16 protein-coding genes are annotated in these 26,731 nt (G+C 61.9%); 9 read left to right on the top strand and 7 right to left on the bottom strand.

All coding sequences use genetic code 11. The annotated features are described in order from the left end of the window. Positions 1-109: 109 nt before the first annotated feature. The 5 genes from ACM43_RS19995 to ACM43_RS19980 form a co-directional block, all read right to left on the bottom strand. A complete protein-coding gene (locus tag ACM43_RS19995) occupies positions 110-868 on the bottom strand; it encodes a hypothetical protein (protein WP_271542236.1) in 759 nt (252 codons plus the stop codon). Positions 869-1,002: 134 nt separating this feature from the next. Then, on the bottom strand, positions 1,003-1,623 hold the full coding sequence (locus tag ACM43_RS19990) for a hypothetical protein (RefSeq protein ID WP_271542235.1): 621 nt from the start codon (positions 1,621-1,623) through the stop codon (positions 1,003-1,005). A 142-nt stretch (positions 1,624-1,765) separates the two neighbouring features. After that, entirely contained in the window at positions 1,766-2,713 is a 948-nt protein-coding gene (locus tag ACM43_RS19985; RefSeq protein WP_271542234.1) for a DUF1376 domain-containing protein, read from the bottom strand. Positions 2,714-3,232: 519 nt separating this feature from the next. Then, the gene (locus ACM43_RS38970; protein ID WP_442869326.1) at positions 3,233-3,544 is read right to left on the bottom strand and encodes a helix-turn-helix transcriptional regulator; all 312 of its coding nucleotides are present in this window, start codon (positions 3,542-3,544) and stop codon (positions 3,233-3,235) included. A 432-nt stretch (positions 3,545-3,976) separates the two neighbouring features. Further along, complete coding sequence (locus ACM43_RS19980) at positions 3,977-4,339, bottom strand: hypothetical protein (protein ID WP_271542233.1); 363 nt, start codon at positions 4,337-4,339, stop codon at positions 3,977-3,979. A 202-nt stretch (positions 4,340-4,541) separates the two neighbouring features. Here ACM43_RS19980 and ACM43_RS38645 point away from each other — a divergent pair, with 202 nt between their 5' ends. The 8 genes from ACM43_RS38645 (at position 4,542) to ACM43_RS19940 (ending at position 22,636) form a co-directional block, all read left to right on the top strand. Next, positions 4,542-4,691, top strand: coding sequence for a hypothetical protein (locus tag ACM43_RS38645; RefSeq protein ID WP_333919497.1), 150 nt, complete (start codon positions 4,542-4,544; stop codon positions 4,689-4,691). A gap of 721 nt (positions 4,692-5,412) precedes the next feature. Then, complete coding sequence (locus tag ACM43_RS19970; protein WP_271542232.1) at positions 5,413-6,312, top strand: tetratricopeptide repeat protein; 900 nt, start codon at positions 5,413-5,415, stop codon at positions 6,310-6,312. An 825-nt stretch (positions 6,313-7,137) separates the two neighbouring features. Beyond that, entirely contained in the window at positions 7,138-7,803 is a 666-nt protein-coding gene (locus ACM43_RS19965; RefSeq protein ID WP_271542231.1) for a LuxR C-terminal-related transcriptional regulator, read from the top strand. A gap of 14 nt (positions 7,804-7,817) precedes the next feature. Continuing rightward, the gene (locus ACM43_RS19960; RefSeq protein WP_271542230.1) at positions 7,818-8,246 is read left to right on the top strand and encodes a hypothetical protein; all 429 of its coding nucleotides are present in this window, start codon (positions 7,818-7,820) and stop codon (positions 8,244-8,246) included. Positions 8,247-8,643: 397 nt separating this feature from the next. Further along, positions 8,644-16,965, top strand: coding sequence for a peroxidase family protein (locus ACM43_RS19955; RefSeq protein WP_271542229.1), 8,322 nt, complete (start codon positions 8,644-8,646; stop codon positions 16,963-16,965). A gap of 82 nt (positions 16,966-17,047) precedes the next feature. Beyond that, a complete protein-coding gene (locus ACM43_RS19950) occupies positions 17,048-18,817 on the top strand; it encodes a type I secretion system permease/ATPase (protein WP_271542228.1) in 1,770 nt (589 codons plus the stop codon). Continuing rightward, on the top strand, positions 18,814-21,273 hold the full coding sequence (locus ACM43_RS19945) for a calcium-binding protein (protein ID WP_271542227.1): 2,460 nt from the start codon (positions 18,814-18,816) through the stop codon (positions 21,271-21,273). The genes ACM43_RS19950 and ACM43_RS19945 overlap by 4 nt, the downstream gene beginning before the upstream one ends. A gap of 37 nt (positions 21,274-21,310) precedes the next feature. Next, positions 21,311-22,636, top strand: coding sequence for an HlyD family type I secretion periplasmic adaptor subunit (locus ACM43_RS19940; RefSeq protein ID WP_333919492.1), 1,326 nt, complete (start codon positions 21,311-21,313; stop codon positions 22,634-22,636). A 1,832-nt stretch (positions 22,637-24,468) separates the two neighbouring features. Here the strand turns inward: ACM43_RS19940 and ACM43_RS19935 are convergent. Next, positions 24,469-24,756 (bottom strand): hypothetical protein, encoded by a 288-nt coding sequence (locus ACM43_RS19935; RefSeq protein ID WP_271542225.1) that lies wholly within the window; start codon positions 24,754-24,756, stop codon positions 24,469-24,471. Positions 24,757-25,390: 634 nt separating this feature from the next. Next, positions 25,391-25,999, bottom strand: coding sequence for a hypothetical protein (locus tag ACM43_RS19930; protein ID WP_271542224.1), 609 nt, complete (start codon positions 25,997-25,999; stop codon positions 25,391-25,393). 396 nt (positions 26,000-26,395) lie between these two features. Here ACM43_RS19930 and ACM43_RS19925 point away from each other — a divergent pair, with 396 nt between their 5' ends. Continuing rightward, complete coding sequence (locus tag ACM43_RS19925; protein WP_157284451.1) at positions 26,396-26,692, top strand: hypothetical protein; 297 nt, start codon at positions 26,396-26,398, stop codon at positions 26,690-26,692. Positions 26,693-26,731 lie beyond the last annotated feature (39 nt).

Below are 26,731 nucleotides of genomic sequence, written 5' to 3'. Positions count from 1 at the left end.
CAATGCGGGTACAGAGCCTTTGCGCGAACATAGGCGGCGAGCGCGATGCGGTACGCGGGCATGAGACGACCTCGCTCAGAGAGAGCTGATAAATCCAGGAGCGGGCTCCTCACGTGGCGTCTCCTGTTTCCGCGCCAGTAGTTTCGAGCATTCCGGCAACGGCACGGGCGAGACGGAGCTTGCCGTCCATCTGTTCGGCGGTCAGGTCTCGCAGCGGGACGACGATGGTGTGGTGATAGCGACCGTCCGAACCAGTGATGCCGCGCGATGCCTTCCAGTCCGAATTGTTGACTAGGCTGAAATGCGTTGGCTTGCTATTGCGGTCGCCGAACCATTGCACCAGCGCGTCGACGGCAGCCTCGGCGAGTAGTGCGCCGTCATCTTTGGTCGGCACTTTCGGCTTGGGCTTGGTGCCGGTATCGACGATCAGGCCCATTTGGATCGCGACCTTGTGCAGCACAGCCGCGAGCTTGCTCTTGTGGATTGGGCCGGGCTCCTGGTTGAGCACGCAGACGCGCTCGATGAGCGCATGCTGGCTACCGATACAGCCGAGCATCTGATCGAACGCCTTCTGGGCGCGCCGCACGGCTTTGTTGTGGCGCTTGAGCTCGTCCTGCGTCAGCCGATCGAGATGGATTTCCTTCGTGCCGAATCCGTGCTCATAGGACGGCGATGCCGCGCTTCGGCGTGGAAGCCCCTTCAGCCACTCGTAGCGGCCGTAGACCTCAGCGATGCGAAAACCTGCATCGACCTCGGCATCGGACAGCTCCTTGAACATGCCCATGCGGCCGAGGACGGTTGTTAACCGCGGATCGACGCCGAGGCGCGGGCCGTATTCCTTGATGCGAAAGAAAGCAGTCGGTGCCACGCCGTGAGGCTTAGCGCCGTTTGCCTTGCGCTCAGCCACGCGGCGTGCGCTTGGGTCGTAAGGTTTCCTTGTAGATGCCATTTCCCTGTTCCTTTACATCCGCCCTAGATAGTTGGTGGTGAGGTGATCCGTGGCTAGTCCTCGGGTGAAAACTCGCACTTCGGCGGCGGAGCGGGCGCACGCTTGGTCAGCTTCATGCCCGTGGCCATCGCCAGCGACATCGTGATGGTCATGCCGTCCTTGTTTGTCGGCGGCTCGTAGCCCTGCAGGACGTACTCCATGCGGCGAGTGTGCTCCTCGCGGTCGGCCTTGCGCTTCTCGGCCTCGAGCCGGGCGGCCTTGTCCATTTCCTCTTGGGCGCGGTCGCGGCCAGCGGCATCCATCTGCTCGTGAAATTCCATCCGCTTGAGCTCGATGCGCTTCCTGGCATCTTCCGATGGTTGTGCGGTGCTGCCCTTGACCGTCGCGCCGATCAGCAGCGTCAACCGATTGCGCTCCCTTTTCGCCTCGTTCAACTTCTCTTCGGCGAGTTTGTGGATCTCCGGCGCCGATGGCGGATAGGTCGGATTGATGCTCGGTGCGGCACCGCGGCGGATGTCGTCGCACGCTTGCTCGACCGCCCATGGCGGCAGGACGGCCAGCAGGCGCGTGTAGTCGCGCACCAGCTTGTCGGTGTCCGAACGAGGGTAGCCCATCAGCGCAGCGCTCAGAGCCCGTGCGATCCGCTTCATGTCGGCCTCGCCGTTGGCTGGCATGAGGGATTTCTGAATCGCGGCGACTCTGGTGTCGAAGCAATCCTTCTCAGCGGGGGTCAGCGCGCGCGTCAGCGTTGCGCGCCCCTGCACCAACTCCAGCGCGGAGCTTTCAACATGGCGCACAAGCCGATCGATCGCGGCGTCATGCGTCCAGGATGATACCGGGACCAGCGGAGTAGTCCTCGTTGGGAACGGAATCGGCTGCATTGGTCTGTCCTCTCAGTTCAGCGTCGAGTTCGAAAAAGATATCGCCTGCGGTCCTACGAACGCGCTTGGGAGGGCCGGTGGTACCCTGGGGCACGGGACGGGCGATCTCGGCGTGCGCATCGGCGATCGCCTTCTCGAAATACTTCAGCGAGCCGGGCGCCTCGGTGCGACCGGCCATGACGCGCTCGATCGTGTTCACGATCACGTCCGGGCTCCACCCGGCCTTGCGCCACTTCGCGACGAAGTTGGTCGAGCCGATCACGCGAGGGTCGTGCATGTCGAGGCCCTGGGCGAGCATGATGCGCTCGGTCAGAACGTGGTCCTCGGGCTTGAAGATCGACTTGCTCGGCGTCGGAGCAGCTGTTGCTCCGTTAGGAGCAACATTCTCTTCACTTCCCTTCACTTCACTTCTCTTAGGAACCGTAACGTCCTGCACATTCGATCCGTCACGGACACCGTTACGGTGCTCTGCTTTGAGCCGTAACGTCCTCCGGGCCTCCCCCGCTGCCGCGGTCGCCGCAGCCGTCCTACGGCTGTTGCCGCGGCGTTTCTCGTCCGCCATCAGCGCCATATCGCCGATGACAGGGTGATAGAGCCGCCCATCGCTGCACTTGATGAAGCCGTGCAGCGCCGCCTCACGCACCGCCTTCCAGCCCTTCAGGTCGCGCCCGAAGCCGGCGAAGCGCGCGAGCAGGCGATCGTCATCAGGCAGCGACGAGGCCGGCACCTGATGCCAGGCGGCGCACCAAAGCAGGATGGCCGAACGAAACTCATCGCCTGTCGCGGTCACGGAGAGGTCACTGTCGCGCAGCCGCACGACGTCCAACGGCATGTTGGGGAAGTCGCGGAGGTCGAGATCAGTGGGGACGAAGGGATCAGGCATTTCACAGCTTCACAGTTGAGTTGAGGGCTTCACAACGGCTTTCACACTTCACAGACGTCGGCGCTGTGAAGCGGGCGGAGCTCAGGGAGACGGCGGCCGCAGCGTTGGCGACGGTCCGCTTGCGTTTCCAGGCCGTTTGGTGTCGGTTTTGAGGGCAGAATCCGCTGATTACGGGGTGATAGAGCTGCCCATCGCTGCATTCGACGAAGCCGTCGAGCGCTAACGCGCGCACTGCCAGCCCGCTCTCCACGTCGCGTCCTTAGGCGGCCAACCTCGCGTTAGGCAGCGACGACGCCGGCACCCTGATGCCAGGCGGCGCACCCAGCAGAACCAGTGCAAGTAACTCGTCGCCCGTGGCTGTTACCGACACGTTCACTGTCCCGTAGACGGACGATGTCAACATGGGAAGTCGCGCAGGTGACAAAGGGATCCGGCATCCTCACAGCTTCGCAGTTGAAGGCTTCACAGTGGGCGATTTCACGCTTCACAGCCTCAGCGCTGTGAAGCGGTGGGCTTTCATCAATACTTTGCTCTGCCGCCTGACCTGCGCTGTGTTGAGCGCAAAGCAGTAGACGCCTCCATCCAGGCGTCGAGATCTGCCTGTCGATATCGCACGGCGCGACCAATTCGGACGAAGGCAGGGCCGTCGCCGGTCAGACGTCGCTTGGAAAGTGTCGAAGTCGATGACTTGATGTGAGCTGCAGCTTCCTTCGTCGTGAGATAGCGCTCGTTGGCCACGTGCTTCTCCAATGAAAATGCCCGCGAGATGAGACATCTGGCGGGCTTGGTTCGGATTGGTTGGGGATTTGGCTGGTAAAAGAAAACGCCCATCGGCTTGCCGAGGGCGTCCCTGGGGCGCATGTCTGCTGCCCTAACGTTTTCGACTTATACAGTTACCTGATGTTTCTTCAAGATACTTCGGCTGTTATGGAAATTCTATAAACAGGCATTTTCCGAAATCCCGGCACTCCGACTCGGCGCGGTGTTCAGTCTACAGGCGCCGAGGGCGGGTCTTATCGCCTGGTGCATGGGGCGAGGGGTCCGAAAAGGACGACAAGCCCGTTGCCGTGCCTCAACAGCTAAGATTCTGGTTCTTCGCCGCACCATCGTCGAATAGCTTCTTCAAGTGCAACATCAATCTCCGAGAGAATGAACGTTGGTTGCCCATTCTCAAAGGTAAGTTCGTAGTTGCGATAATATCGTGGCTTCGTCCCGGTACTGAATAGAGCCTTTAAGTCAGCATGAACACTCATTCGCATTGGTCTATTCTGCTGTTCTTGACAAAAAATCATGCCGAGCTTGTGCGCGCAGGCGGGTGCCCACTCGGCCAATGCCGAGGAGCAAAAAGAGGGACGCAAACATAGATATAATTATCAATACGCTCATCTTGTATTCTGACGTCGGCAACCACCAAAACCATGCGTCTAGGCCCTTGAAAAGGCAAAAGCCGCTTACGCTCCACGCAGCTAAGCTGGCCGCGCGATCAATTAGCCTGAACCAATCTGCTGGGATGTCCGGAGCCTCGGCAATCTCTGGCTTAACAAGACGCAAGTAAAAATGAACGATGGCAAGGACAATCGGTGTGCTAGTCAGAAGCAGGAGAGCTACATCAACGAGGTTTGGCATCGGCGATTTGCCTCAGCAAGCGCACAGGTCCCTTAATTGTAGCACTATTGTCCGTGGTTTCATAGACCACGGAATGTTCCCTTGCGCCAATGCGGGCGCAGGCGTTGGTGGCAAGAAACATTCGGCGACTGCGTGTTGATCGGGGCCTTTCGCAAGAGGCGCTGGCGGCGATGCGGGGATTGACCGCACTTATGTTAGCCGCTTGGAACGAGCCCTTGAAAACCCCACAGTCGCTGTCCTTGAAAAGCTAGCGTCGGCGTTGGAAGCCTCCATCTCAGACTTGTTTGTTGTGCCGCAAAAGGGCGAGGCTCCGCCTCGGCCACTCAGGGCTGGACGTCGTCCCCGCAAGTGAAGGGGGAAGCTGGAGACAAGAGAGATCGTCCCAGATCCTTCGCCTTCCAAGGCAGGTCACCGGCTCGCCGTTTGGCCCGACGTTACAATGGCAGACGCTTGAGCGACGGAACGGGGCTCCTCCATACTAGGAGAGTTTTCGATCTGACCTAAAAGCACTTTTAGAGGACCGTGGCGCATGTATTTTGCGTTGCTACGGTCGGTAGCTACGCGTGGACGCCCGGCGAGGGTGACCGAGAACCGCTCGATGAACTCCTGCACCGGCTCGCTGACTTCCTTCCGTGGGAGCCAGCTCGCGAAAGACGTCCTCGGAAGCTTCCCGTCACCAGCCATCGGTCGTGTTGAAGGCGACGACGCACACGGGATGATCGTATTGGCCGAGGGTGGGACGGTCCGCCCGGTCGAAGCGGTCTCGCGCCACGCCGGCCGAGGCGGCAATGCGCGGGGCACGTCCAAGCGGGAGGACGTGCTCGACACGATAATCCAGCTCAAGCACCCGGAAAGACTACGATCTCGGCAAAGGGGCAACTTCGAGGCGCACGTGACCAAAGCGCGCGGGGTGTTCGGGGAGGATGCCCTGGCATTCGAGGCGAAACTCGAGTTGACGAAGACGGAGGGGCCCGCTGCGTCTGTACCGATCTCAAGAGCGAAGACGCAGAGGACGTGCAGAAGGTGCTGGAGCTGTCGGAAGCGGGTAAGAGCGCGTCCCGCTCGATTGGGCTATGACCCAGAACAACCTCGGCAAAGCGCTCGCAACGCTGGGCGAGCGAGAGAGCGGCACCGCCCGACTTGAGGAGGCGGTAGTCGCCCTTCGTTCAGCGCTTTCCGAAAGAACCCGAGAGCGCGTGCCGCTCCATTGGGCCATGACCCAGAGCAACCTCGGCGATGCGCTCCACCAGCTAGGCGAGCGTGAGAGTGATATCGCGCGGCTCGAGGAGGCGGTGGCCGCCTATCGCGCGGCGCTTAGCGAAAGAACCCGAGAACGCGTGCCGCTCGATTGGGCAGCGACCCAGAACAACCTCGGCAACGCGCTCCACACGCTGGGCGCGCGAGAGAGAGGCACCGCCCGCCTTGAGGAGGCGGTGGCCGCCTATCGCGCGGCTCTTAGCGAGAGAACACGCGAGCGCCTGCCGCTCGATTGGGCCAAGATCCAGTATAACCTCGGCAAGGCGCTCCAGACGCTGGGCGAGCGCGAGAGTAGCACCATCCGACTCGAGGAGGCGGCAATCGCCTATCGCGCGGCACTTAGCGAAAAAACCCGCGAGCGTTTCCCATTCGAGTGGGCCCTGATCCATCACTGCCTCGGCACCGCACTCCAGTCGCTGGGCGAGCGAGAGAGCGGCACCGCCCGGCTCGAGGAGGCGGTCGCAGCCTACCGTGCCGCACTTACAGAAACAACACGGGAGCGCGAGCCGGTTGGTTGGGCTAGCAGCACCGTTGGTCTAAGTGTCGGACAGATGCGGCTTGCCGAGCGAACCCGCGATCTGCAAACGGCCCAGACAGCGTGCTCTCAGATCGAGCTCGCTCTCGCAACTGCCCGCGCCAGCGGCGATGCACAACTCGTCGCGTTCTGCTCGGCGCAACTCCACCACGCCCAGGCAATTGTAAAACGATTGACCTGATGGCTTGGCGGGCGGCAGTCTCGTATAGGTCGCTAGGCGGCAGCCGCTATCTGGGTACTGGCCTGCAGTAATCCCCCATTATCGACAGTTAGAGGATATCCACTCCTCCAAACTACTACAGCCAAGCCATTGGTTATTCGCCAGTCTTTCGAAAGCGAGCTTGAAGTGTTCCGGGGAGCTACGGTGAGGAGCTACGAATCGGCGCATTTTGCTTTGGCACTCTCAATGCCGCCACGACGATCATGGGCTTCATGGGTAGCATGGGAAGTATCCTCTTCTGTTTGCACGACGTGCCGTGCGCTGAGTTCACCCACCCGATAACCTCGCGCCGCCTACAGCCCCTCTCTGCGTGAATCGGTCGGCTTGCGTTGGCACGGTCCTTGCGGATCAAGCCACATCTCCGTCGGTCTGGCAGGGAGCCGTTTCGCGATGAAGCAGAAATCTCGAGTTCCAAAGCCGCGCAAGCCCACTTTGGCACATATGGTCTCCGATCTGGTGAGATTGCTTAAAGCAATGGAGAACCTAGAGAGGCTGAGAGAGAAAGTCCGCCTAGCTGAGAGCAATCAGAGGCCCCGTTTACCCGATGCAGTCTCGGCATCGCGCCAGGGGACCGACACAATTGCAAAGATCCTTCCGCCGTAGTGTTCACGTCATCAACCGGGCCAAGTCTTCGCAGTTTTTACGCACTTGCGAGATAGGGCGAATCCGTGGGCATGGAGGAAGAGATAATGAAGATGCCGGTACCGGACCGTTTACATTCTATTTAAAATCATTTATCTCTGCGATTGTTTTAATATTTATCTCGCTTTTAAATGGAGGGGGTTGATGCGTCGCATTTCGGTGGCCATCGTTGATCATCATCCGATTACACAAGAAGCGCTTGTCAGCGTCATTGGCCGCAACGCCGACTTGGAGCTGCTGGGAACCGGATCGGCCGTCCCCGATATTCTCCAACTCGCGACTGACTGCAGACCTGACATTTTGATTGTTGAAGTCGGTATGCCAGGCAATGCTTTCGAGGCAATCACCAACGTAGTCAGCAGCGTGCCTACCGTAAAAGTTGTGGCCTTCACAGGAGTGGTCGGGGTTGCAAGTGCGATTCGAGCGCTTGACGCAGGCGCTGTTGGATTCGTCTTGAAGGCAGGTCAGTCCTGCGAGCTGATCGAAGCCATCCAAGCCGTTGCACGGGGTGAAAACTACATCACCCGGAGCTTTGCCAGCCAAGTCATTGCGGGGTTGCGGGATGAAACGCTTCGGCGGAAGGCTGCAGCCATCATCAACCTTACCATCCGTGAAGAGCAAATCGTCAAGCTTCTGGTCCGTGGCAATACGAACAAGGAAATCGCAGCGCGCCTTAAGCTGAGCGATAAAACGGTGAAACATTATATGACGATCCTCATGCAAAAGATGAATGCTCGCAATCGCTTGGAGGTCGTTGTCGCCGCTCAGAAGATGCAAGATTCCAATTTCGGCGCGCACACGCTCAATTGAGAAACTCCACATCGATGCTGCCGATCAACTTCGGAATGATCCCAATGATCAAGCAAGAAAACGAAACAACCAAACGAAATGGCTCAACGAGAGAGCATTTGTTCTGGGCACGTGAGTTCATCCAGCTCGCCAAAACTCAAGCGCGAAACAAGGGCGTCTCGGACCAGGTTCTTGCACAAGCCATGTTGGTTCATGCATGGATGCTGTTCACGGGACAGAACGAAGAAGCGTCAAGAAAATCGGTCAGTGCGCTGTTTGCGTCGAGCATGGCCAAGAGTTTGGCAGCAGGCTCGTTGAGCCACACCAATTCAAAGCCGATGGGCTCCAGTAATGAGCCGGCGACTCTGCATTTGGTAACAGCTGAGAGCTTGCCAGGTCGCGAGGGGGCCACGGCGGTGACCACGTTCGAACATCCGGCTTCAGGACCTTGTTCTACAAGGTAGCCATGCGCATCGAAAGCGCTCGATCTTTCTTCCAGCAACAGGACATCCCGATTTTGCAGGAATGCTCGTCCTTGCGTTTGCCCGGGACAGTCTTGCAGATCCGCGGCAGATCCGCGCACCTCAGCGACATCGAGACCAATTCCTCCGCCTGGGCTTGGCACAGAAACGGCCTGTGCCGTTGAAAGCTTTCAAACGTCTTCAAGACATGAGGCGGCGCCAGCCCCCTTTTCGGACCAAGGTCTGAAGTTCACTCCGACCTTTGTCTGAAATGCGGTCGGACCTTCCTCCATTCCGCACACGGCCCCCAACCCTCAAAGTTGCTCCAGAGTTCACGGCTGCACCTTCAGGACACCTCGCTCCTTTAGGCGGCGTCTGTGCCCAACATCGGGAGCGCGTCATGGTTTCCTACATCAAGAGCGATCTGGAATTCATCCTGGAGCAGATCAAGATTTCTGAGGCGCACGCGAGCGGTCAGCCGCTGTTTGGCGTGGGTGGGCTTGTGCCGGCTTACAATCTTTCTTTGGGTCTTCGTACGGTCGACGGCACCTACAACAATCTGCTGCCGGGGCAGGAGCGGTGGGGCGCTGCTGACATTCAATTCCCCGAAGGGCTCGGGACGGACTTCCGGCCGGCGAGCGGCACGCCGTTGGACTTCGACGGCCCGGGAGGAATGCCCCCGATCCCGACTCAGCCGACTTACGCGCCCTCCAACGATCCGAACTCCTTTGTTGTCGACGGCAGCATCCGTACGATCTCCAACCTAATCGTCGACCAGACGCTGAACAATCCAGCGGCGATCGTGACGGCGCTTGAGCGCGCCGGTTCGGCAGATCCGTTTGCGGACCTGGTGATTGTCCAGAACGCAGCCGAGCTGATCATCACGACAACCGCTGCCGCTACCGCTGCACAGGCTGCCGAGCTTGCCGCCGAGGCAGCCGTCGCGGCGGCAACGGCAACTCAGGTTGCGGCGCAGGCCGCCTATGACGCTGCCCTTGCAGACAATGGCGCAGCTGTTGCAGCGCTGGCAGCCGCGTCCGACGATGCGGCAGCGGCCGCGGATTCTGCGACAGAAGCGGCCGCGATTGCGCTGCTCGTCGGTGGTAACATCAGCGCTGCAGACATCGCCTCGGTCGAGGCAGCGGTCGCAGCGGCGCTCGCGGCTTCCAACGCTGCCGCCGCCGTGGTGACTGGGCTATCTGTGGGCCATGTCGAATTCACCGATGCGCAGGCCGTCCAGACGAACGCGCTGGCGTTGCACACGCAGCTGGTGGCGATCCGGGGAGCATTGGTCGAAGGTCAGCCTGCGGGACCGCATCTTGCAGCGATCGCTGCTGCGGCGACGTTGGCGGATGAAAATGTTGCACCTGCTGAGAGTCTCACGGCCGATCTGAGCGCGTTGGTTGATCCCGATGCGGTCGCGGAAGCTCTTGCCACTCTGACAGCCGCCAACGACGCTCTGGCGACGGCAGTGGCGAACGAGGCGATAGCCGAAAACGCCAGCGATGCGGCAGACGCGGCGGCAGCGGCGGCTATCGCAGGGCTGGCAACAACCCTGGCTGATCTCGGCATCGAATTCGACGGGGAGAACATCAGCCTCCCCAACATCGCGCCGGACGGCGGCCTGTCAGCATCGTTCAATTCGTGGTTCACTCTGTTCGGCCAGTTTTTCGACCACGGCCTCGACCTGGTAGGGAAGGGCGGCAGCGGTACTGTCTACATTCCTCTGCAACCCGACGATCCGCTGTATGTCCCGGGCAGCCACACCAACTTCATGGTGCTGACGCGCGCGACCGTTACGCCCGGAGCCGATGGCATCATGGGCACGGCCGACGATGTCAGACCCATCAACACGACGACGTCGTTTGTCGACCAGAATCAGACCTACACCTCCCATTCTTCGCACCAGGTATTCCTGCGGCAATACGTGCTGAACGGAGATGGCGAGCCGGTCGCAACCGGCAGGCTGATCGAAGGCGCCAACGGCGGCATGGCGACCTGGGGCGAGCTTAAGGCTCAGGCCCGGGACATGCTAGGGATCATCCTGACCGACTCCGACGTCGGCAACGTGCCCCTGCTGAGAACCGACCAATACGGCAATTTCATCCCCGGAGCGAATGGCACACCGCAGGTCATTATCGGCATCGGCCCCGATGGCATCCCGAACACCGCCGACGATGTGACGATTTCCGGCACACCGGAAGCTCCTGTTGGCATTGCCGGTGCCATCCGCATTGGTCACGCGTTCCTCGCTGACATCGCTCACGATGCAGTTCCGACCGGCCTTGCCGATGGCGACATCGAGATCGGGCTGGGGAATCCAGGCAACCAACCGGCAGATCCCGGTGCATATGACAACGAGTTGCTCGACGCGCATTTCATCGCGGGCGACGGCCGCGTCAACGAGAACATCGGCCTGACCGCGGTCCACCATGTCTTCCACGCCGAGCACAACCGCTTGGTCGAGCACACCAAGGCGGTCATTCTGGCCACCGGCGATAACGCGTTCATCCAGGAATGGCTGGTGCCAGGTGCCGTGATCGGTGACGGCGTCAGCGACTTGGAATGGAACGGGGAACGCCTGTTCCAAGCCGCCAAGTTCGGCACCGAGATGCAGTACCAGCATCTCGTGTTCGAGGAATTCGCGCGCAAGGTTCAGCCCCAGATCAACCCGTTTGTTGTTCCCGACGGCTACGATGTCACGATCAATCCGTCGATCGTCGCCGAGTTCGCTCACGTCGTCTATCGCTTCGGTCACTCGATGCTGACCGAGACGATTGACCGGTTCGATCCGTCGTTCAACGCCGGCCATATCGGCCTTATCGAGGGCTTCCTCAATCCGTTCGAGTTCGACGAAGTCGGCGGGACCGCTCACGGGGTGACCGACGAGGTCGCGGCCGGCGCGATCATCCGGGGTATGACCCGGCAGGTCGGCAACGAGATCGACGAGTTCGTGACGAGTGCGTTGCGCAACAACCTGCTCGGCCTGCCGCTCGATCTCGCCACCATCAATCTGGCGCGTGGCCGCGATACCGGCGTGCCGTCGCTCAACGCCGCGCGGCGCGAGTTCTACGAGGTGACCAACAGCGCGGCCGAGCTCAAGCCCTACGAGAGCTGGGTTGAGTTCGCTGCCAACCTCAAGCACGAGGCGTCGATCATCAACTTCATCGCAGCGTACGGAAACCACGCGCTGATCACCGGCCAGACGACCATCGAGGGTAAGCGTGACGCCGCGCTGACCATCATCACCGGGCAATCGGTCGGCGGCCTGTTGGTTCCCGCGGATGCCGAGGACTTCCTCAACGGCATCGGTGCCTACGGGGCCGCCAACGCTCTGGGCGGCCTGGAGAATGTCGATCTTTGGATCGGCGGCCTCGCCGAAAAGATCCTGCCGTTCGGCGGCATGCTGGGTTCGACCTTCAACTTCGTTTTCGAGGTGTCGCTGGAGCAGCTTCAGAACGGCGACCGCTTCTACTACTTGCAGCGGCTCGACGGCCTGCACCTGTTCGGGGAGATGGAGGCTAACTCCTTCGCCGCCATGATTATGCGCAACACGGATGCCACTCATCTGCCCTCAGACGTGTTCTCGGTCCCTGGTCTGATTCTGGAAATCGACCGAACCAAGCAATACAATCCGGGACTAGGTGAGACGGCCGGTGCGGATGGCATCCTGGCGGATGATCCGCTGACCGTTGGAGTCGATGAGAGCGCCGACAATCTCGGCAACGATCCGGTAGGTGGCGGAATCCTCACTCCGTTGGTCATCCGCAACAATCCGGCCACGGCGGGTGCGGACACCAACTACCTACGATACACGGGCGATCAGCACGTCGTGCTCGGCGGCACCGCCGGAAACGATATCCTTATCGCCAGCGAAGGCGACGACACGCTCCATGGCGATGCCGGCAACGACTTCCTAGAGGGTGGCGCCGGCAACGACGTCCACAATGGCGGGGACGGCGACGACATCATCAAGGACCTCGGTGGCGACGACAACATCAAGGGCGGCGCCGGCAACGACGTCATCAACTCGGGACCGGGGCTGGATCTCGTTCTCGGCGGCGCCGGCAAGGACTTCGTCTTCTTGGGCAACGACGCCGGCGGCGAGGTGTTCGGCGGTGAAGGCGATGACTTCATCTACGGAAACAAGAACGCCGAACGCCTTCTGGGCAATGAGGGCAACGACTGGATCGAGACTGGCACTTTCGACGGTGCCCCGGGCGATAACTTCGATGAGCTCTTTGCGCGCGATGGCGTCGTCGGACACGATGTGTTCCTCGGCGACGGCGGTTTCGACGAGTTCATTGCCGAGGGCGGCGACGACGTCATGGTTGGCAGTCCCGGCCGTGGAAAGCTGGCCGGTATGTCGGGCTGGGACTGGGTGACGTACAAGGACAACACCTTCGGCGTCGACGCGGACCTGACGCGCGGTATTGTATTCGATGAGTTCCCCAACCCGCCCGTGAACGGCACGCTCGATGCCTACGAGTCGGTCGAAGGCGTGTCGGGCTCGAGGTTCAACGATATTCTCACCGGCTCCGACACCCTGGCCGCCGATCGTCTGCCGTCATCTCTCGGCGGTTCGGAAGGCTACACCGGCAGCACCGTCACGGCCGAGAGCCTTGCGCTGATCAACGGCCTCGACGCCGTCCTGGGCACCGGCGTTACGTCCTACTCCGCGGGTGACATCATCCTCGGTGGCGACGGCAGCGACAGGATCACGGGCCGCGCGGGCGATGACATCATCGATGGCGACAAGTGGCTGAACGTCCGGATCAGCGTCCGTCAAAACTCGGACGGAACCGGTCCTGAAATCGACTCGCACAGCAGCATGACGACGCTCGCTGCCGCCATGTTTGCCGGCACGTACAATCCGGGTCAGCTCGTGATCGTGCGCGAGATCCTGGCTACTGGAGACGCGGTCGTCGACACTGATACCGCCGTGTTCTCGGGCGCTGCCAGCGAGTACATCTTCGCCGGCAATGCCGACGGCACCATACAGGTGACACACACCGTCGCAGATGGCGAGGGAACCGACAAGCTGCGCGGCATCGAGCGTGTCGAGTTCGCAGGCGGCGAGTCATTTAACATCATCATGGGCACGCCGGGCAACGATCCGGCTCTCAATGGCACCAATCCGGGCGCCCCCGTGGGCAACAACGGCAACGACCTGATCGTCGGGCTCGGCGGGAACGACGTGCTCAATGGTCTGGGTGGCAACGACATCCTGATTGGCGGCGACGGAACCGACACGCTTAACGGTGGCGACGGCAATGATGCGCTCGACGGCGGCCTCGGTAACGATGCGCTCAACGGCGGCCTCGGCAACGACACCTACAACGTCCGCCTGGGCGACGGAAACGACACGATCACCGAACTTGACAACGGCGGTTCGGCCGATCGGCTCGTGATCCAGACAGGCAGCACAGAGGACCTGCCGGTTGCGCTCACGACGCTGAATGCCGCAGACAATGACACTGGCACGGCCAATGGCGACCTTGTTGTCGCCGTGAACGGGCAGACGGTGACTGCCATCAATCACTTCGATGGTGGCAATCCGCAGCGGGGTATCGAGAGCATCAACTTTACCGGCGCCACCTACAATGGTTATCTGCTCGGTTTCGAGGATTACGTCGTCAACCGTGCCGATCCGACCGGTTTCAGCCGCACGATCAACCTCGCGGCATCGACGGCTAACAACTTCATCGCCGGCGAGAACCTTACCAATGACGAGATCATCGGCGGCAGCGGAAACGACCTGATCTTCGGCGGCACCGGCGACAACGAGCTGCAAGGCGGAGCTGGCGAAGACCTTCTGGTCGGCGGTTCGGGAGCCGGTGATGGCGACCTTCTCGACGGCGGGCTCGATGCGGACCTGATGATCGGCCTGAACGGCAACGACACCTACGTCGTCGACGATATCGCAGACGTCGTGGTCGAAGCCTTGAACCAGGGCACCGACACGATCGAGACCGAAATGGCCGTGTTGTCGATCGAAGCGGTCGCCAACGTGGAGAACCTGGCATACACGGGCATTGATGCCGATCCGTTCGTCGGTACCGGCAACGATCTCAACAACGTCATCACCGGCGGCGACCTCGCCGACACCCTGAGCGGCCTTCTGGGCAACGACACGCTGACCGGCGGGCTCGGCGCCGACAGCCTGCTCGGCGGCGACGGCAACGATACGCTGAACGGCGGCGACGATGGCGATACGCTGAACGGCGGCATCGGCACCGACACGCTCAATGGCGGTGCCGGGGGCGACGCCATGGCGGGCGGCGCCGACAACGATATCTACGTCGTTGATGATGCCGGCGACGTGGTCAATGAGATCGCCGCGGGTTCGGGCGGAATCGATCGGGTCGACTCGTCCATCAGCTACACTCTTGGCACCAACGTCGAGAATATGAACCTGGTCGGAGGCAATACGATCAACGGAACCGGCAACGCTCTCGACAACACGATCGTCGGAAACAACGCCACCAATCAATTGTTCGGTGGCGGCGGTCTCGACGTCCTGACGGGCAACGGCGGCAACGATCTGCTCGACGGCGGCACCGGCAACGATACCCTGTCCGGCGGCGACAACAACGACGTGATCATAGGTGGCGAAGGCAACGACCTCATCGATGTCGGCACCGGCTTCAACACGATCGTCTACAACGCGAGCGGCTTCGGCAACGATACCATCAGCAGCTTCGATGCAGACGGGGGCACCGCGGCCACCCAGGACAAGATCGATCTCTCGGGTCTTGGAGTCACGGCGGCCAATTTTGCCACCCGTGTCTTCGAGAGCGCGTCCGGTGGCAACACCGTGCTCACGATCAGGGAGGGCGGTGCGGCCTCGCCGATCCAAGGCACGATCACGATCAATGGCATCGGCAATGCCTCCATCGACATCAACGATTTCACCCTGGCGACGACGCCGGCCTCGACGATCAACGGAACGGCAGGCAACAACGTCCCGCTGAACGGGACCGTCAATGCCGATACGATCAATGCCCTTGCTGGCAACGATTCGGTCAATGCCGGTGGTGGAAACGACATCGTGAATGGCGGCACCGGCAACGACACGCTGAATGGCGATGATGGCGACGACACTTTCAACTGGAACGCCAACACCGCGACCGCGACGTCGCTGACCAACTCCGACGGTCGCGATATCGTCAACGGCGGAGCCGAGGGAGCTCTGGGCGATACCTTCGTGATCACCGGCAACGCCGCCGTCGCGGAGACCTACCGCATCTACACCCGTGCCGCCTGGGATGCGCTGCCCGGCAACATCGGGGCCAACCTCAATGGGGCCACGGAGATTGTCGTCACGCGCGGCGCGAATACCGATTTTGCCAATTCGGTCATCGCCGAGTTGCGCGAGATCGAGGAGATCCGAATCAACAACTCGGAACCCGTCGGCAGCGGCAGCGCAGGCGGCGACACGATCCAGGTGATCGGCGACTTCTCCGGCACCAGCCTGCGCCTCAACACCATCACCATCGATGGTGAGGAAGGTGACGACACGATCGACATCTCGGCCCTGACTTCGGCCCATCGCATCGTGTTCAAGTCCAACGGCGGCAACGATACCATCATAGGCGCCCTGCAGGCCGAAGATGTGATCGAGCTTCCGGAAGGAGCGGATCTCACGACCTACCACTTGGTCGAGAACCAGAATGGCACCCGAACCATCTCGAACGGGACCCATTCGGTCACCTTCACCGGCGTCGTGCCCTCCCAGTTCCGGACAGACGAACCGGACGAAGACGAAGACGAGAACGAAACGCCGCACGATGATGGCGACGACGAGGAGACCACGGCAACCGGTGTAGTCCGGACCGGGACCGCGCAGACCGACACGCTCGTCGGCACCGCGGCCGACGACAACATCGTCGCCTTCGCCGGAGATGACATCGCCATCGGAGGTGCCGGGGCAGATGCGATCGTGGCAGGCGAGGGTGCCGACTTTGTCAACGCAGGCAGCGGCCGCGACGTGATCTCCGCCGGCGCGGGCGACGACCACGTGTTGGCCGGGTCGGATGCAGACGTCGTCTACGGTGATGACGGAGCGGACCGCATCTTCGGCGAGGAGGGCAACGACCTGATCAATGCCGGCAAGGGCGACGATACGGTGTTCGGCGGTGCTGGCAACGACCTGATCGTGACCGAGATCGGAGACGGCAACGACGCCTATTTCGGCGACGAAGGCACCGGCGGCTCCGGCAACGATACGCTGGACATGTCGGCGGCGAGTGTAGCCGTCACCGTCAATCTGAGCTCCGGACCTCTGATGAACGGTAGCGCCTCGAGCTCCCAGACCGGCAATGACACGCTATGGGGCATCGAGAACGTCACGACGGGCTCCGGCAACGACGTCATCGTCGCCGGCACCGGCGTCAACGTGATGAAAGGAGGACTCGGGGACGACACCTTCCGCTTCAACTCGGTGGAAGCGGCGAAGGGCGACACCATCGTCGACTTCGAGCCGGGCGACCGGATCGACCTCAGCGGCATCGATGCGAACTACGCCGCAGACGGCAACCAGAGCTTTACGCTGGTTTCGGACGCCGCCTTCACCGCGGCGGGGCAGCTCGCCGTGACCTTCGAGACGCGCGACGGCCAGGAATTTACCGTCGTCCAGGGCAATGTCGACGGCAACGCCGCCGCTGACTTCAAGATCGAGATCGCGGGCCACCAGAACCTCGGCTCCAACGTCACGCTCTAGCCCACGAGTCGTCGGAACGGGAGGCGCGCTGCCTCCCGTTCCTGCCCGTGTCAGCTCCCTCGTACCACATGGCTCCTGTCAAATGCCGAAGTCAAAAGAGCTTACCCCCGCCAAGCGGCGGCGCCTGGCCGAACTGACGCGCGGTTTCCGCGGCATTGTCCTGTTCCTCTTCGTAATCTCCGGCATGATCAACGTGCTGGCGCTCACCGGCTCCGTCTACATGATGCAAATCTACGATCGCGCTCTGACCAGCGGCAGCATTGCGACCCTGCTGGTGCTGTCGGCGCTCGCGATTGGGCTCTATCTGTGTCAGGGCGGATTCGACGTCGTCCGCTCCCAGGTGCTGGTGCGGGTCGGTGCCCGGATCGACCGCAAGATCGCGCCCCTGGCGCACCGCGTTGCCATCGACATGCCGCGCTTCGGGTTCTCTACTTCCGAAGCGCTGGAGCGCGGGCGCGACGTCGACACCGTACGCGGTTTTCTCGGCAGCCAGGGCCCTTCGGCGCTGTTCGACCTACCGTGGATGCCGATTTACCTCGCCTTCATCTACTTCCTCCATCCGCTGCTCGGCGCACTCACTTTCGCCGGCGCTCTGGTTCTCGTCGTGCTGACCGTCGTCAGCGAGGTCATGACTCGGCGCCTCATCCTGGCCGCCCGCAAGGCGGCGATGGAACGCAACGGCATCGCGGACTGCAACGCCCGCAACGCCGAAGTCCTCAAGGCGATGGGCTTCGCCGGCCGCGCCGTCGGCCGCTTCAACGAGGCAAATGCCGAGCATCTCGACTTGCAGACCCGGGCCAACGACATCACCGGTACCTTCGCTGCGATCTCGCGCGTGCTCCGCATGATACTGCAGTCGGCTCTGCTCGGGCTCGGCGCCTACCTCGCCATCAAGGGGGAGCTTTCGGCCGGCGCCATTATCGCCGTCTCGGTCGCTTCTGCCCGCGCGCTGGCGCCCGTCGATCTGGCAATTGGCAATTGGAAAGCCTTCATCGCTGCGCGTATGGCTTATCATCGCCTGCGCGACACTGTAATCGCACTCGCCGCTGCCGACGAGCCGATGCAGCTGCCCGACCCGGTTGCACGCCTCTCCGTCGAAAAGATCACCATCGCCGTCCCGGGATCCGGTCAGGTGGTGCTGAGCGAGGTCGGCTTCGAACTCGAGGCTGGACAGGCCCTCGGCATCATCGGCCCCAGCGCCGGCGGCAAGACTACGCTGGTGAGGGCGCTGACTGGCATCTGGCCAACGGTGCGCGGCAGCGTCCGGCTCGACGGCGCCGACCTCACCCAGTGGCGCGAGGAAGACCTCGGCAGACACATCGGCTACCTCCCCCAGGAGGTCGCCCTGATGGACGCCACCATAGAGGAGAACATCTGTCGTCTCCAACCCGATCCCGACTACCGTAAAGTGATCGAGGCCGCCAAGTCCGCAGGCGTTCACGAAATGATCGTCAAGATGCCGGAAGGTTACCGGACGAGGTTGGGGCCGCAGGGCAGCGCGCTCTCTGCCGGGCAACGCCAACGCATCGCGCTGGCGCGAGCGCTCTATGGCGCCCCCTTCGTGGTAGTGATGGACGAGCCGAACTCGAACCTCGACGGCGAGGGCGAAGCGGCGCTGACCGCGGCCATCGAGGGCATCCGTGCCCGCGGCGGCATTGCGATTGTGATCGCGCACCGGCCGAGCGCGCTGGTGGCGGTCGATCTCGTCGCCATCGTCCAGGCCGGCCGCATGATCGCCTTCGGCAAGAAGCAGGACATCATGACCCCGGCCCTGCAGCCTGCGCCGACGGCGCCGGCCGACATGCTTCCTGATCCCAAAATGCCCGAGCCGAAGATCCGGAGACCTGCATGACAATCAACGTCCAGGCCACCCGGCAGAGTACCAAGGCGGCCGTGCCTGGTCATGAGGACTATCAGGAGAAGGAGGATCGCGGCCGCCGCTTCGTGCCGCTGATCTTCCTGCTGATCGTTGGCTCGTTCTCGGCCTATCTCAAGAGCTTCCTGCCCGCGACGCTGGACGCCGGCGAGGCCCGCGGCCAGCCCCGCGGCTCGGGCGCCGAGGAGGGGACCTTGAGGGAGGAAGCGCTGGCGACCGCCGAGGAGCCGGGACCTGGAGAGGAGCCCGCGCCCGCCGAAGCGTCCGGGCGAAGCGACAAGGTCAGGATCTCGGCCCCTACCGACGAGCAACCCGGCTCGTCCGGAGCAACCGATTTCAGTGCTCGGGCTCGCACTGATAGACCCATGCTGGAAAGAGGGTCGGGTGAAAGCCCGAAGATCGCCAATGACAACCGACCGCTGCCGCGCCAGGAGAACCCTTCTGTAGGAGGAGCTGGCGGTGGCGGTGGGGGTGGCGGAGGGGGCGACGACAGGCGCCCAAATCCGCGCGCTGAGCGCGAGCCTCCGTCACCCGATCACCGCAACCGCGCTCCGCGCGTCTCGGGCGCCGTGCACCTTCCTGACGCCGTGGCTTGCAACGGGCTGGCGATATCGCTAGCGGCGCTCTTGGCCGGCACCATCGACCCGGACGGCGACACCCTAACCGTGGTCGGCATCTATTCGTCCTCCGGCACGCTCACCCCGGCCGAGGACGGCTGGGAATTCGACCGCGACCAAGGCATGCTCGGTGAGGTCAAGCTGACTTATGCGATCAGCGACGGCACCCACGTCGTAATGCAGACGGCCTACTTCAACGTCGTCGAGGCGCTGCCGATCACAGGAACCGATGCGGACGAAAACCTACTCGGCACCCAATGCGCCGAAACCATTGTGGCGCTCGGCGGCGCCGACAACATCGACGCCAGAGGTGGCGACGACCGCATCTCGGGCGGCGCCGGCGACGACCATATTTTGGCGGGCGCTGGCCACGATGTGGTCTATGCCGGCGACGGCAACGATATCGTATTTGCGGGCGCTGGTGACGACGTGGTGTTCGGTGGCGCCGGCAACGACCGCTTGTTCGGCGAGGACGGCGACGACACTTTGATCGGTGAGGCCGGCAACGACCATCTCGATGGCGGCGCAGGCCGCGACATCCTGTTGTCCGGAGCCGGGAACGACACTCTCGACGGCGGCGCCGGCAATGACACCCTCGATGGCGGCGGCGGCGCGGACCGAATAGCGGGCGGTGCAGGTAACGACATCCTGTCCGACGGGGCGGGCCCTGACCAGGTTCACGGCGGTGATGGCGACGACCATCTGCTGGCGTCGGCAGACGCCGCGGACGACAACTTCAGCGGCGGGACGGGCAACGACATGCTGGACTATTCAGCAGCGAGCTCACCCATGACCGTGAATCTCGCCACGGGCCGGGCCTTTGGCGCCGACATCGGCAACGATGTGATTTCGGACATCGAGGCCGTCATCGGCGGCGGGGCGAACGACGAACTGACGGCCGGGGCGACCGCGGCTTCGATCGACGGTGGCGGTGGCGACGACGTCGTGACCGGCGGCGCGGGCAACGACACGCTGAAGGGCGGAGCCGGGACGGATACGTTGAGCTATGCTTCGGCTACCTCCGCCGTAACCGTCAATCTCGCCGCGCAGCGGGCCTCCGGCGCGGGTATCGGCGCGGACCACATTGTCGAACTCGAGATCGTCATCGGCGGTGCGAGCGATGATGGGTTGACCGGCGGCGCCGGGGACGACGTGCTGGTAGGCGGCGCCGGCAACGACACCATCGCCGACGGCGCGGGCTCGGACAAGGTCGAGGGCGGTTGCGGCGACGACGTCGTGCTGGCGTCCGCCGACGGCGTCGACGACCAATACGAGGGCAATTCGGGCAACGACGTCCTAGACTATTCGGAGACCACGATTACCGTCACCATTGACCTGCGCAATGGCACCGCGCAAGGGGTCGAAATCGGCAAGGATCTGATCAACGGCTTCGAGGAGATCATCGCAGGCTCGGGCAACGACATGATTTACGCCGGAAATGGACCGGTGGTTTTGACCGGCGGCGCAGGTGACGACTGCTTCACGTTCCAGTGCGACGACGACGGAGTTTCGGAACTGAACACCGTGAAGAAGATCACCGACTTCACCGTCGGCGACAAAATCGTGGCGGCTACCTATCAGATCACCATCAAGGACGGCGACGATGCCGAGGAAAAGGTCGCCGACTTGTTCGAGCAAATCTACCTCGACGAAAAGGATGGCAGCCAGCAAAACCGGTCCGTGCGCTTCCGTTTTGAGGAACTCGCCGATAGCAAATACACCGCGATCGACGTCGCGCGCAGCGATGACGAGGACGTCATGACCATCGAGGTCGCGGGCCACCACAATCTACAATTCACTCCACTCCACTTCTGAGAGCGAAACCATGAAGCACGTCGATGCATCCGAATTCGTGCAGCCGGTCCCGCGGCGGGACGCGGTCCGCCAACGGCCGCTGCGACTGTGGCCGCGCATTCTGGCTGGTCTTGTGCTGACTGCGTTGCTGGTGGCCGGGTGCGGCGGCTGGGCGGCCTGGGCGATGCTGGAAGGCGCTGTGGTCGCGGCCGGTACCGTGAAGGTCGACCAGAACCTCAAGGAGGTGCAGCATCGCGATGGCGGCATCGTCAAGTCTTTGGCGGTGCGCCAGGGCGACCAGGTGCGGGAAGGTCAGGTGCTGGCGACCTTGGACGACGTCCAGATCAAGGCCGAGCATCTGATCGTGCGTGCGCAGATGGTCGAGGCGCTCGGACGCCGCGCCCGTTTGGTGGCCGAGCGCGACAACTTGCCGTCGATCGAATTCCCCTCGGACATGCACACGCTGTTTCCATCGACTGCCGGGGCGGTGATCCACGGCGAGACGAGGCTATTCACCGGTAACAAGACTGCGCGCGACAGCCAGAAGGAGCAGCTCGAGCTCAGCATCGCCCAGACAGGCGAAGAAATTAAAGGCATGGAAGCCCGCCTTGCCGCCAAGGAGGAGGAAGGCAGGCTTGTCGGCGCCGAACGCGAGAAGCTGCAGTCATTGTTCGACCGCAAGATCGTCGAGTATCAGCGTGTCTACACTTCCCAGCGTGACTATGCGCGCATCATGGGTGAGCAGGGCGAGATCCAGGCGAGCATCGCCCGCGCCAGGGTGCGGACCAGCGAAATCCGTGTGCAAATCATCGCCGTGGACCAGAACGCTTCGACCGAGGCCCAGAAGGATCTTCGCACGGTGGAGGCACGCATCGCCGAACTCCAGGAACGCAAGCTCGCTGTCGAGGACCGCCTGTCCCGCACCGAGATACGCTCTCCGGCGTCGGGGTATATCAATGAATTGTTCGCTTACACCGTCGGCGGCGTCATCACGCCGGCGGCCAAGATCGCCACTGTGGTGCCAGAGGACGCCGACCTCAAGTTCGAGATCCGGATCTCGCCTGCGGATATCGACCAAGTCAGAGTTGGACAGCCGGCGCGCATCCGCCTCTCCGCCTTCAACCGCACCACCACGCCGGAACTCAAGGGCAGGGTCGCGATGGTGTCGCCGGCCTCGGCCCGCGATCCCTCCAACGGCCAAGAGCACTACATCGCGCACGTTCACCTGCTTCCGACCGAGGATGCGGTAGTTCAACTAAATGGCATGAAGCTGGTGCCCGGCATGCCAGCCGAGGTATTTGTTTCGACCCTGGAGAGAACCGCCGCCTCGTATCTGGCGAAACCATTCACTGATCAGATGAATCGTGCCTTCCGCGAACGCTGACAGCCGATATTGACAAGAGCGAGCCGAAGATCATCGGGTTTGGTGGTCTCTTCTTGCACGATCCGAGGGATGGCGAGGCTGTCTCAGGGCGATATGGCGGAGCAGGGCTTGAGTTCTGGGGGTATTCGGATCCATAGGCGGGTGTCACCGCGCGGAAAGCAGCTCACTGCATCATGGCCGTCATGGAAGTCGCGTCGCATCCTGTTCTGTAGCTATGCGCCATCTGAGCACGGGGTGCGAACGAGCCGGTGGATCTTTCATCCGACTTGCGCCTAAGCTCCGAATACGGGCGTTGCCTCGGGGCTGGGCCGCTTCCCATCCCTGATTGAAACAGTTCGGTTGCAACCGAAGCAGTTTAACGAAAGCTCATCATCTTTGAGCCTAAGCGCGCCCTTCCTGTTCAGGCGAGTTTGGCTCGGTGAAGAGGAATCGGACGAGGTGTAGAAAGCCTTCGCGCTCAACCGGCGTCCGATTACCGGGCCCGTCTGTTCACTCCAAGCTATGGCCCTGTGAGTCAGGGGGATTCATGGAACAGAAGCCATTCAAGAGCATGCCGCTTGAAGAGCTGTGGCAACTCCACAGGCTCGTCAACGATATCCTCGCCGCTAGGCTTCTGGCGAAGAAGGACCGGTTGGAACGACGACTGGAGCTGCTTAGCCGTCTCCTCCGACGCGCATCGTAGAGCGGCTTTCGCTATCGGACATCGACTTGCAGTCGGCTTGTCCGGCGCCAAGGAGATGAGCAGTGCTACCGCGATATCAGCAGTCGGACGACATCCGCTCCTCCACACCAACAACGACAGGATGCTGAAAAGACATCGATTTCTTTAGATCAACGGGAACGTCGCACAAATAGCTACGGTGAGTAGCTACGAAGATGGGCCGCGGCTTACCCCGATGTCCTGACTTCGAATATCCACTGACAACGGATGAGATATTGCTGCCAGCAGTTTCGACGGCTTCATGAGCTCGCGACGCGCGCCCGCAAAGCGCCCGAAGACTAACTCAGGCCCGCTGATCATCGGCGTCGGTTCGCCGAATTCCCCTCTGCGACGATAGTCATAAAGCAATCTCCTATCTAAATTTTCGCTCAGCGCGATCCATCTCGGCCTTCAGTTTCCGTCTCGCAAGGTCTCTCACTCTGCACCGGTCTTCTGGACGGTAAAGCTCACGACGAGTGGCTAATGCGATGCTCGGTGCGCTCATCTTCGAGCACGCTATGTCGGGATCGCGAAAGGGAGCCGCCCGGCACGCGATTTGAACGCGCGTGCCAACTTGCAGAACCTTCGATCTGCTCGCGCGGCTCAGCCTTTGATGACAATTCCCCACCGGAGTGTAGCCTGGGCACGGGCGGAGCTTGATTCGTCATGCTGGAAGCTATTCTCATGCTACTGGGAATTGGAGCCGTGGCCCTTCTGCTTATTGCGTTCTGGGGACTGCATAGGCACGTGTGAGCGGGCCCGTCGTGCTTGAAGAATCTAACGGTGGACGCTAGCCGGTTCACGACTGGCGATTGTCTCACGGTCTCAAATAGAAGGAGAGGGCGGCTCGTAGGGCTCAGCAATCCGCTCTTTGACGCACTTTGCCGTAGAGAGACAGCAAAAATTGCACTTCACCCGTTTTGGCCAGGGAAGGGGCCCACCTCTGGGACAAAAACTACGGTTTCGGTAGTGCCGACTCGACCGTTGAAAACACCGTAGTATTTATTCGCACCTGCGCAGAAAAGCGTGCACAATCAATAGAGTTGACAAGACACCCCTTCCGCCATTGTATTGCCGGCGGACCGCGGGCTCGGGAGTCGTCGCGCGCTTCAATTTCGAAAGCAGAGGCGCGCTAATGTAGCACCCGTGCGGCCTCGGCAAGCCGCACCTTCTCTCTCAGGGCGTCAAGCTCCTCGAGGGCGTCGAGCAGTCTCACCAACTCGCGGGCGATCTGTTTCAGATCGGAACTCCGGCTTGTAAGAATACGGCCTCGTTGTGCCATTGATGTACGCCTCCTTGGGTTGGAGATCTCCTTGGCAAGAAGCACGCCGAAGCGCTCCTCGAAGCCGTGGGCAAAATTAACCACGTGACCGTGCGACGATCGCGGCGCTCGAGAACTCCCGCCATCGGCCTTGCGCAAGCTCAGCTGCGCCGTTCGCGGACAAGGTCGGTCGTGCAGCTCCCGATGAAGCAGATAGGCGCGTAGGTGTAGGTAACTTTCCGCGCAACGAGCCCCCGAGTTGCCATCTGCCCCGCTTATCCTCAAGCTATGGGCGATTCGTGAGTCGGGGGATTCATGGAACGGAAGCCGTTTGAGAGCATGTCTCTCGAGGAGCTGTGGCGACTCCACACGGTCGTCAATGACATCCTGGCCGCGCGACTCGTAGCCAAAAAGGAAGAGCTCGAACGGCGATTGGAGCTGCTCAACCGGGAGCACAAGTCTTCCAATTAATGGGATCGCCCCGATCCGCGGGCGTCCCGACGGTCACGCTGAACTAGCCTCCAAGCTGGCTCTTGCAGTGCCGCGCCAATCGTGCCGACCACCGCGGCGCAGGTCGCGGCCGTCGCACCAGAGCGGCGCCTGCGACCCGTTCGACGACGCAGGCTGTGTGTGGGAATTGGGTCACAGCTGAAGACATTGAGAAGAGGGCGGGAACGTCCTCTCGGCAGGTGGCTTGTTGCACCGGCGACGGTCTCGGTTTCACGGGGCAGGAGCCGTCCGGCGGCCCTGCATCATCATGCCCCCCGGCCGATGCGGGGCCGCCTCTCTCAATTCAGCTCTTGGTATCACTACCCTTCAGCGCGTTCCACGCGGCGTGATTGGCTTGATCGAAGGCCTTGCGGGACTCGGCGAGTGCGGCGCTCATCACAGACCAGGAATCGCTGCCCGCCTGCTTCAACTTCTGCAGACGTGCTTCCGCCTCGGAGGCGTCGGACTTCAACTGCTGGAGCGCGGCTTCGACGTCCGCGGCGCGGGCTGTTGCAACCTTGCCCGCGGCCTCGCGGAACTTGTCTGCGGCTTCGCGCCAGGCCTTGGCCTGTGCTGCCGCAATGCCCTTGAACGTGACCTGCTGTTGCTCGAGCTGCTTGCCAGCGTCCTCGAAATAGGTCTTCACCTGGGCTTCGAATCCATTCCATTGCCGTTCCAGATCGGCCTTGGCGTCGGCCCAGGCCGCTTCACCCGCCTGCGCCTTGGCCTTGAGCAATGCCTGAAACTCGTCGCGGCGCTGGGTCAGATCGGCGAGGAGCTGATCGGTCTTGACCTTGGACTCAGCCTTGGCCTGGCCGGCCTTGACCTCGAACGACGCCAACGCGGCGTCCATCTCGTCGATCCGCTCCTTGGCCCAATTGAGAAGGAAATGCATGCTGCTCTGCTGTGGCATGGCCGCCTCCGTTGCGTTGTCGCGATCAGAATTCCAGAGCTTCGGCTTGCCTGTGTTGACCTGTCTCAATGACACCGTGGACGAAAGCGCAGCGCGCTCGAGCCAAGGGATGCACGGACTTGCGTCAGGAACGCTATCGAATGTGAGAGATTAGCCCGACAGCAAGCTTCACAGCGGGCAACGCATGTTCTTCTTTTTCTCGAACCGGCTGGGATGTCTCAGCTCGCTGCTGATCTCCGGCCTGGTCACGGTGGCGCTGCTCTTCCTGCTCGGAGTAGTTCGGTTCTGAGACGGCGGCTTCAAACGGTCATTTAGCTTCGAGACGGTGCCGGTAATTTCAGGAACTTGGCTCCAGCTCGCCTGTTGTTCGCACTCTCGACCACATGGAGAGCAGCCTTGGAAAGCACCATCATTGGAGAATTCGACACGCGCCGCGGCGCCGAGCTTGCGGTTGAGCATGTCGTGCAGGAATGCGGCGTGCCGCGGGGCGACGTGTTCGTCCAACCCGCCGGCGATGCGAACACGGTGGGAACACGCCCGGCAGGGCCTGACGTCAAGACTGCGCCCGCGCCGGAGGGGCGCCAGAAGCTGGAAGGTGTGATAGAGGTGTCCGTCGATTTTCACGGCGATGCCCCTGAGAAAATTGTCGATGTGTTGAGGAGCGCCGGCGCGAAGTTTGTCCGCACCAAATGACGACTTGTGCGACGGGCACAGAGGACGCCGGACATTCGG

The sequence above is a fragment of the Bradyrhizobium sp. CCBAU 45321 genome, assembly GCF_028128975.1.
Lineage (GTDB): Bacteria > Pseudomonadota > Alphaproteobacteria > Rhizobiales > Xanthobacteraceae > Bradyrhizobium > Bradyrhizobium yuanmingense.
The sequence above is the reverse complement of the archived record's forward strand: the minus strand, read 5'-3'. Positions and strand labels throughout refer to the sequence as shown.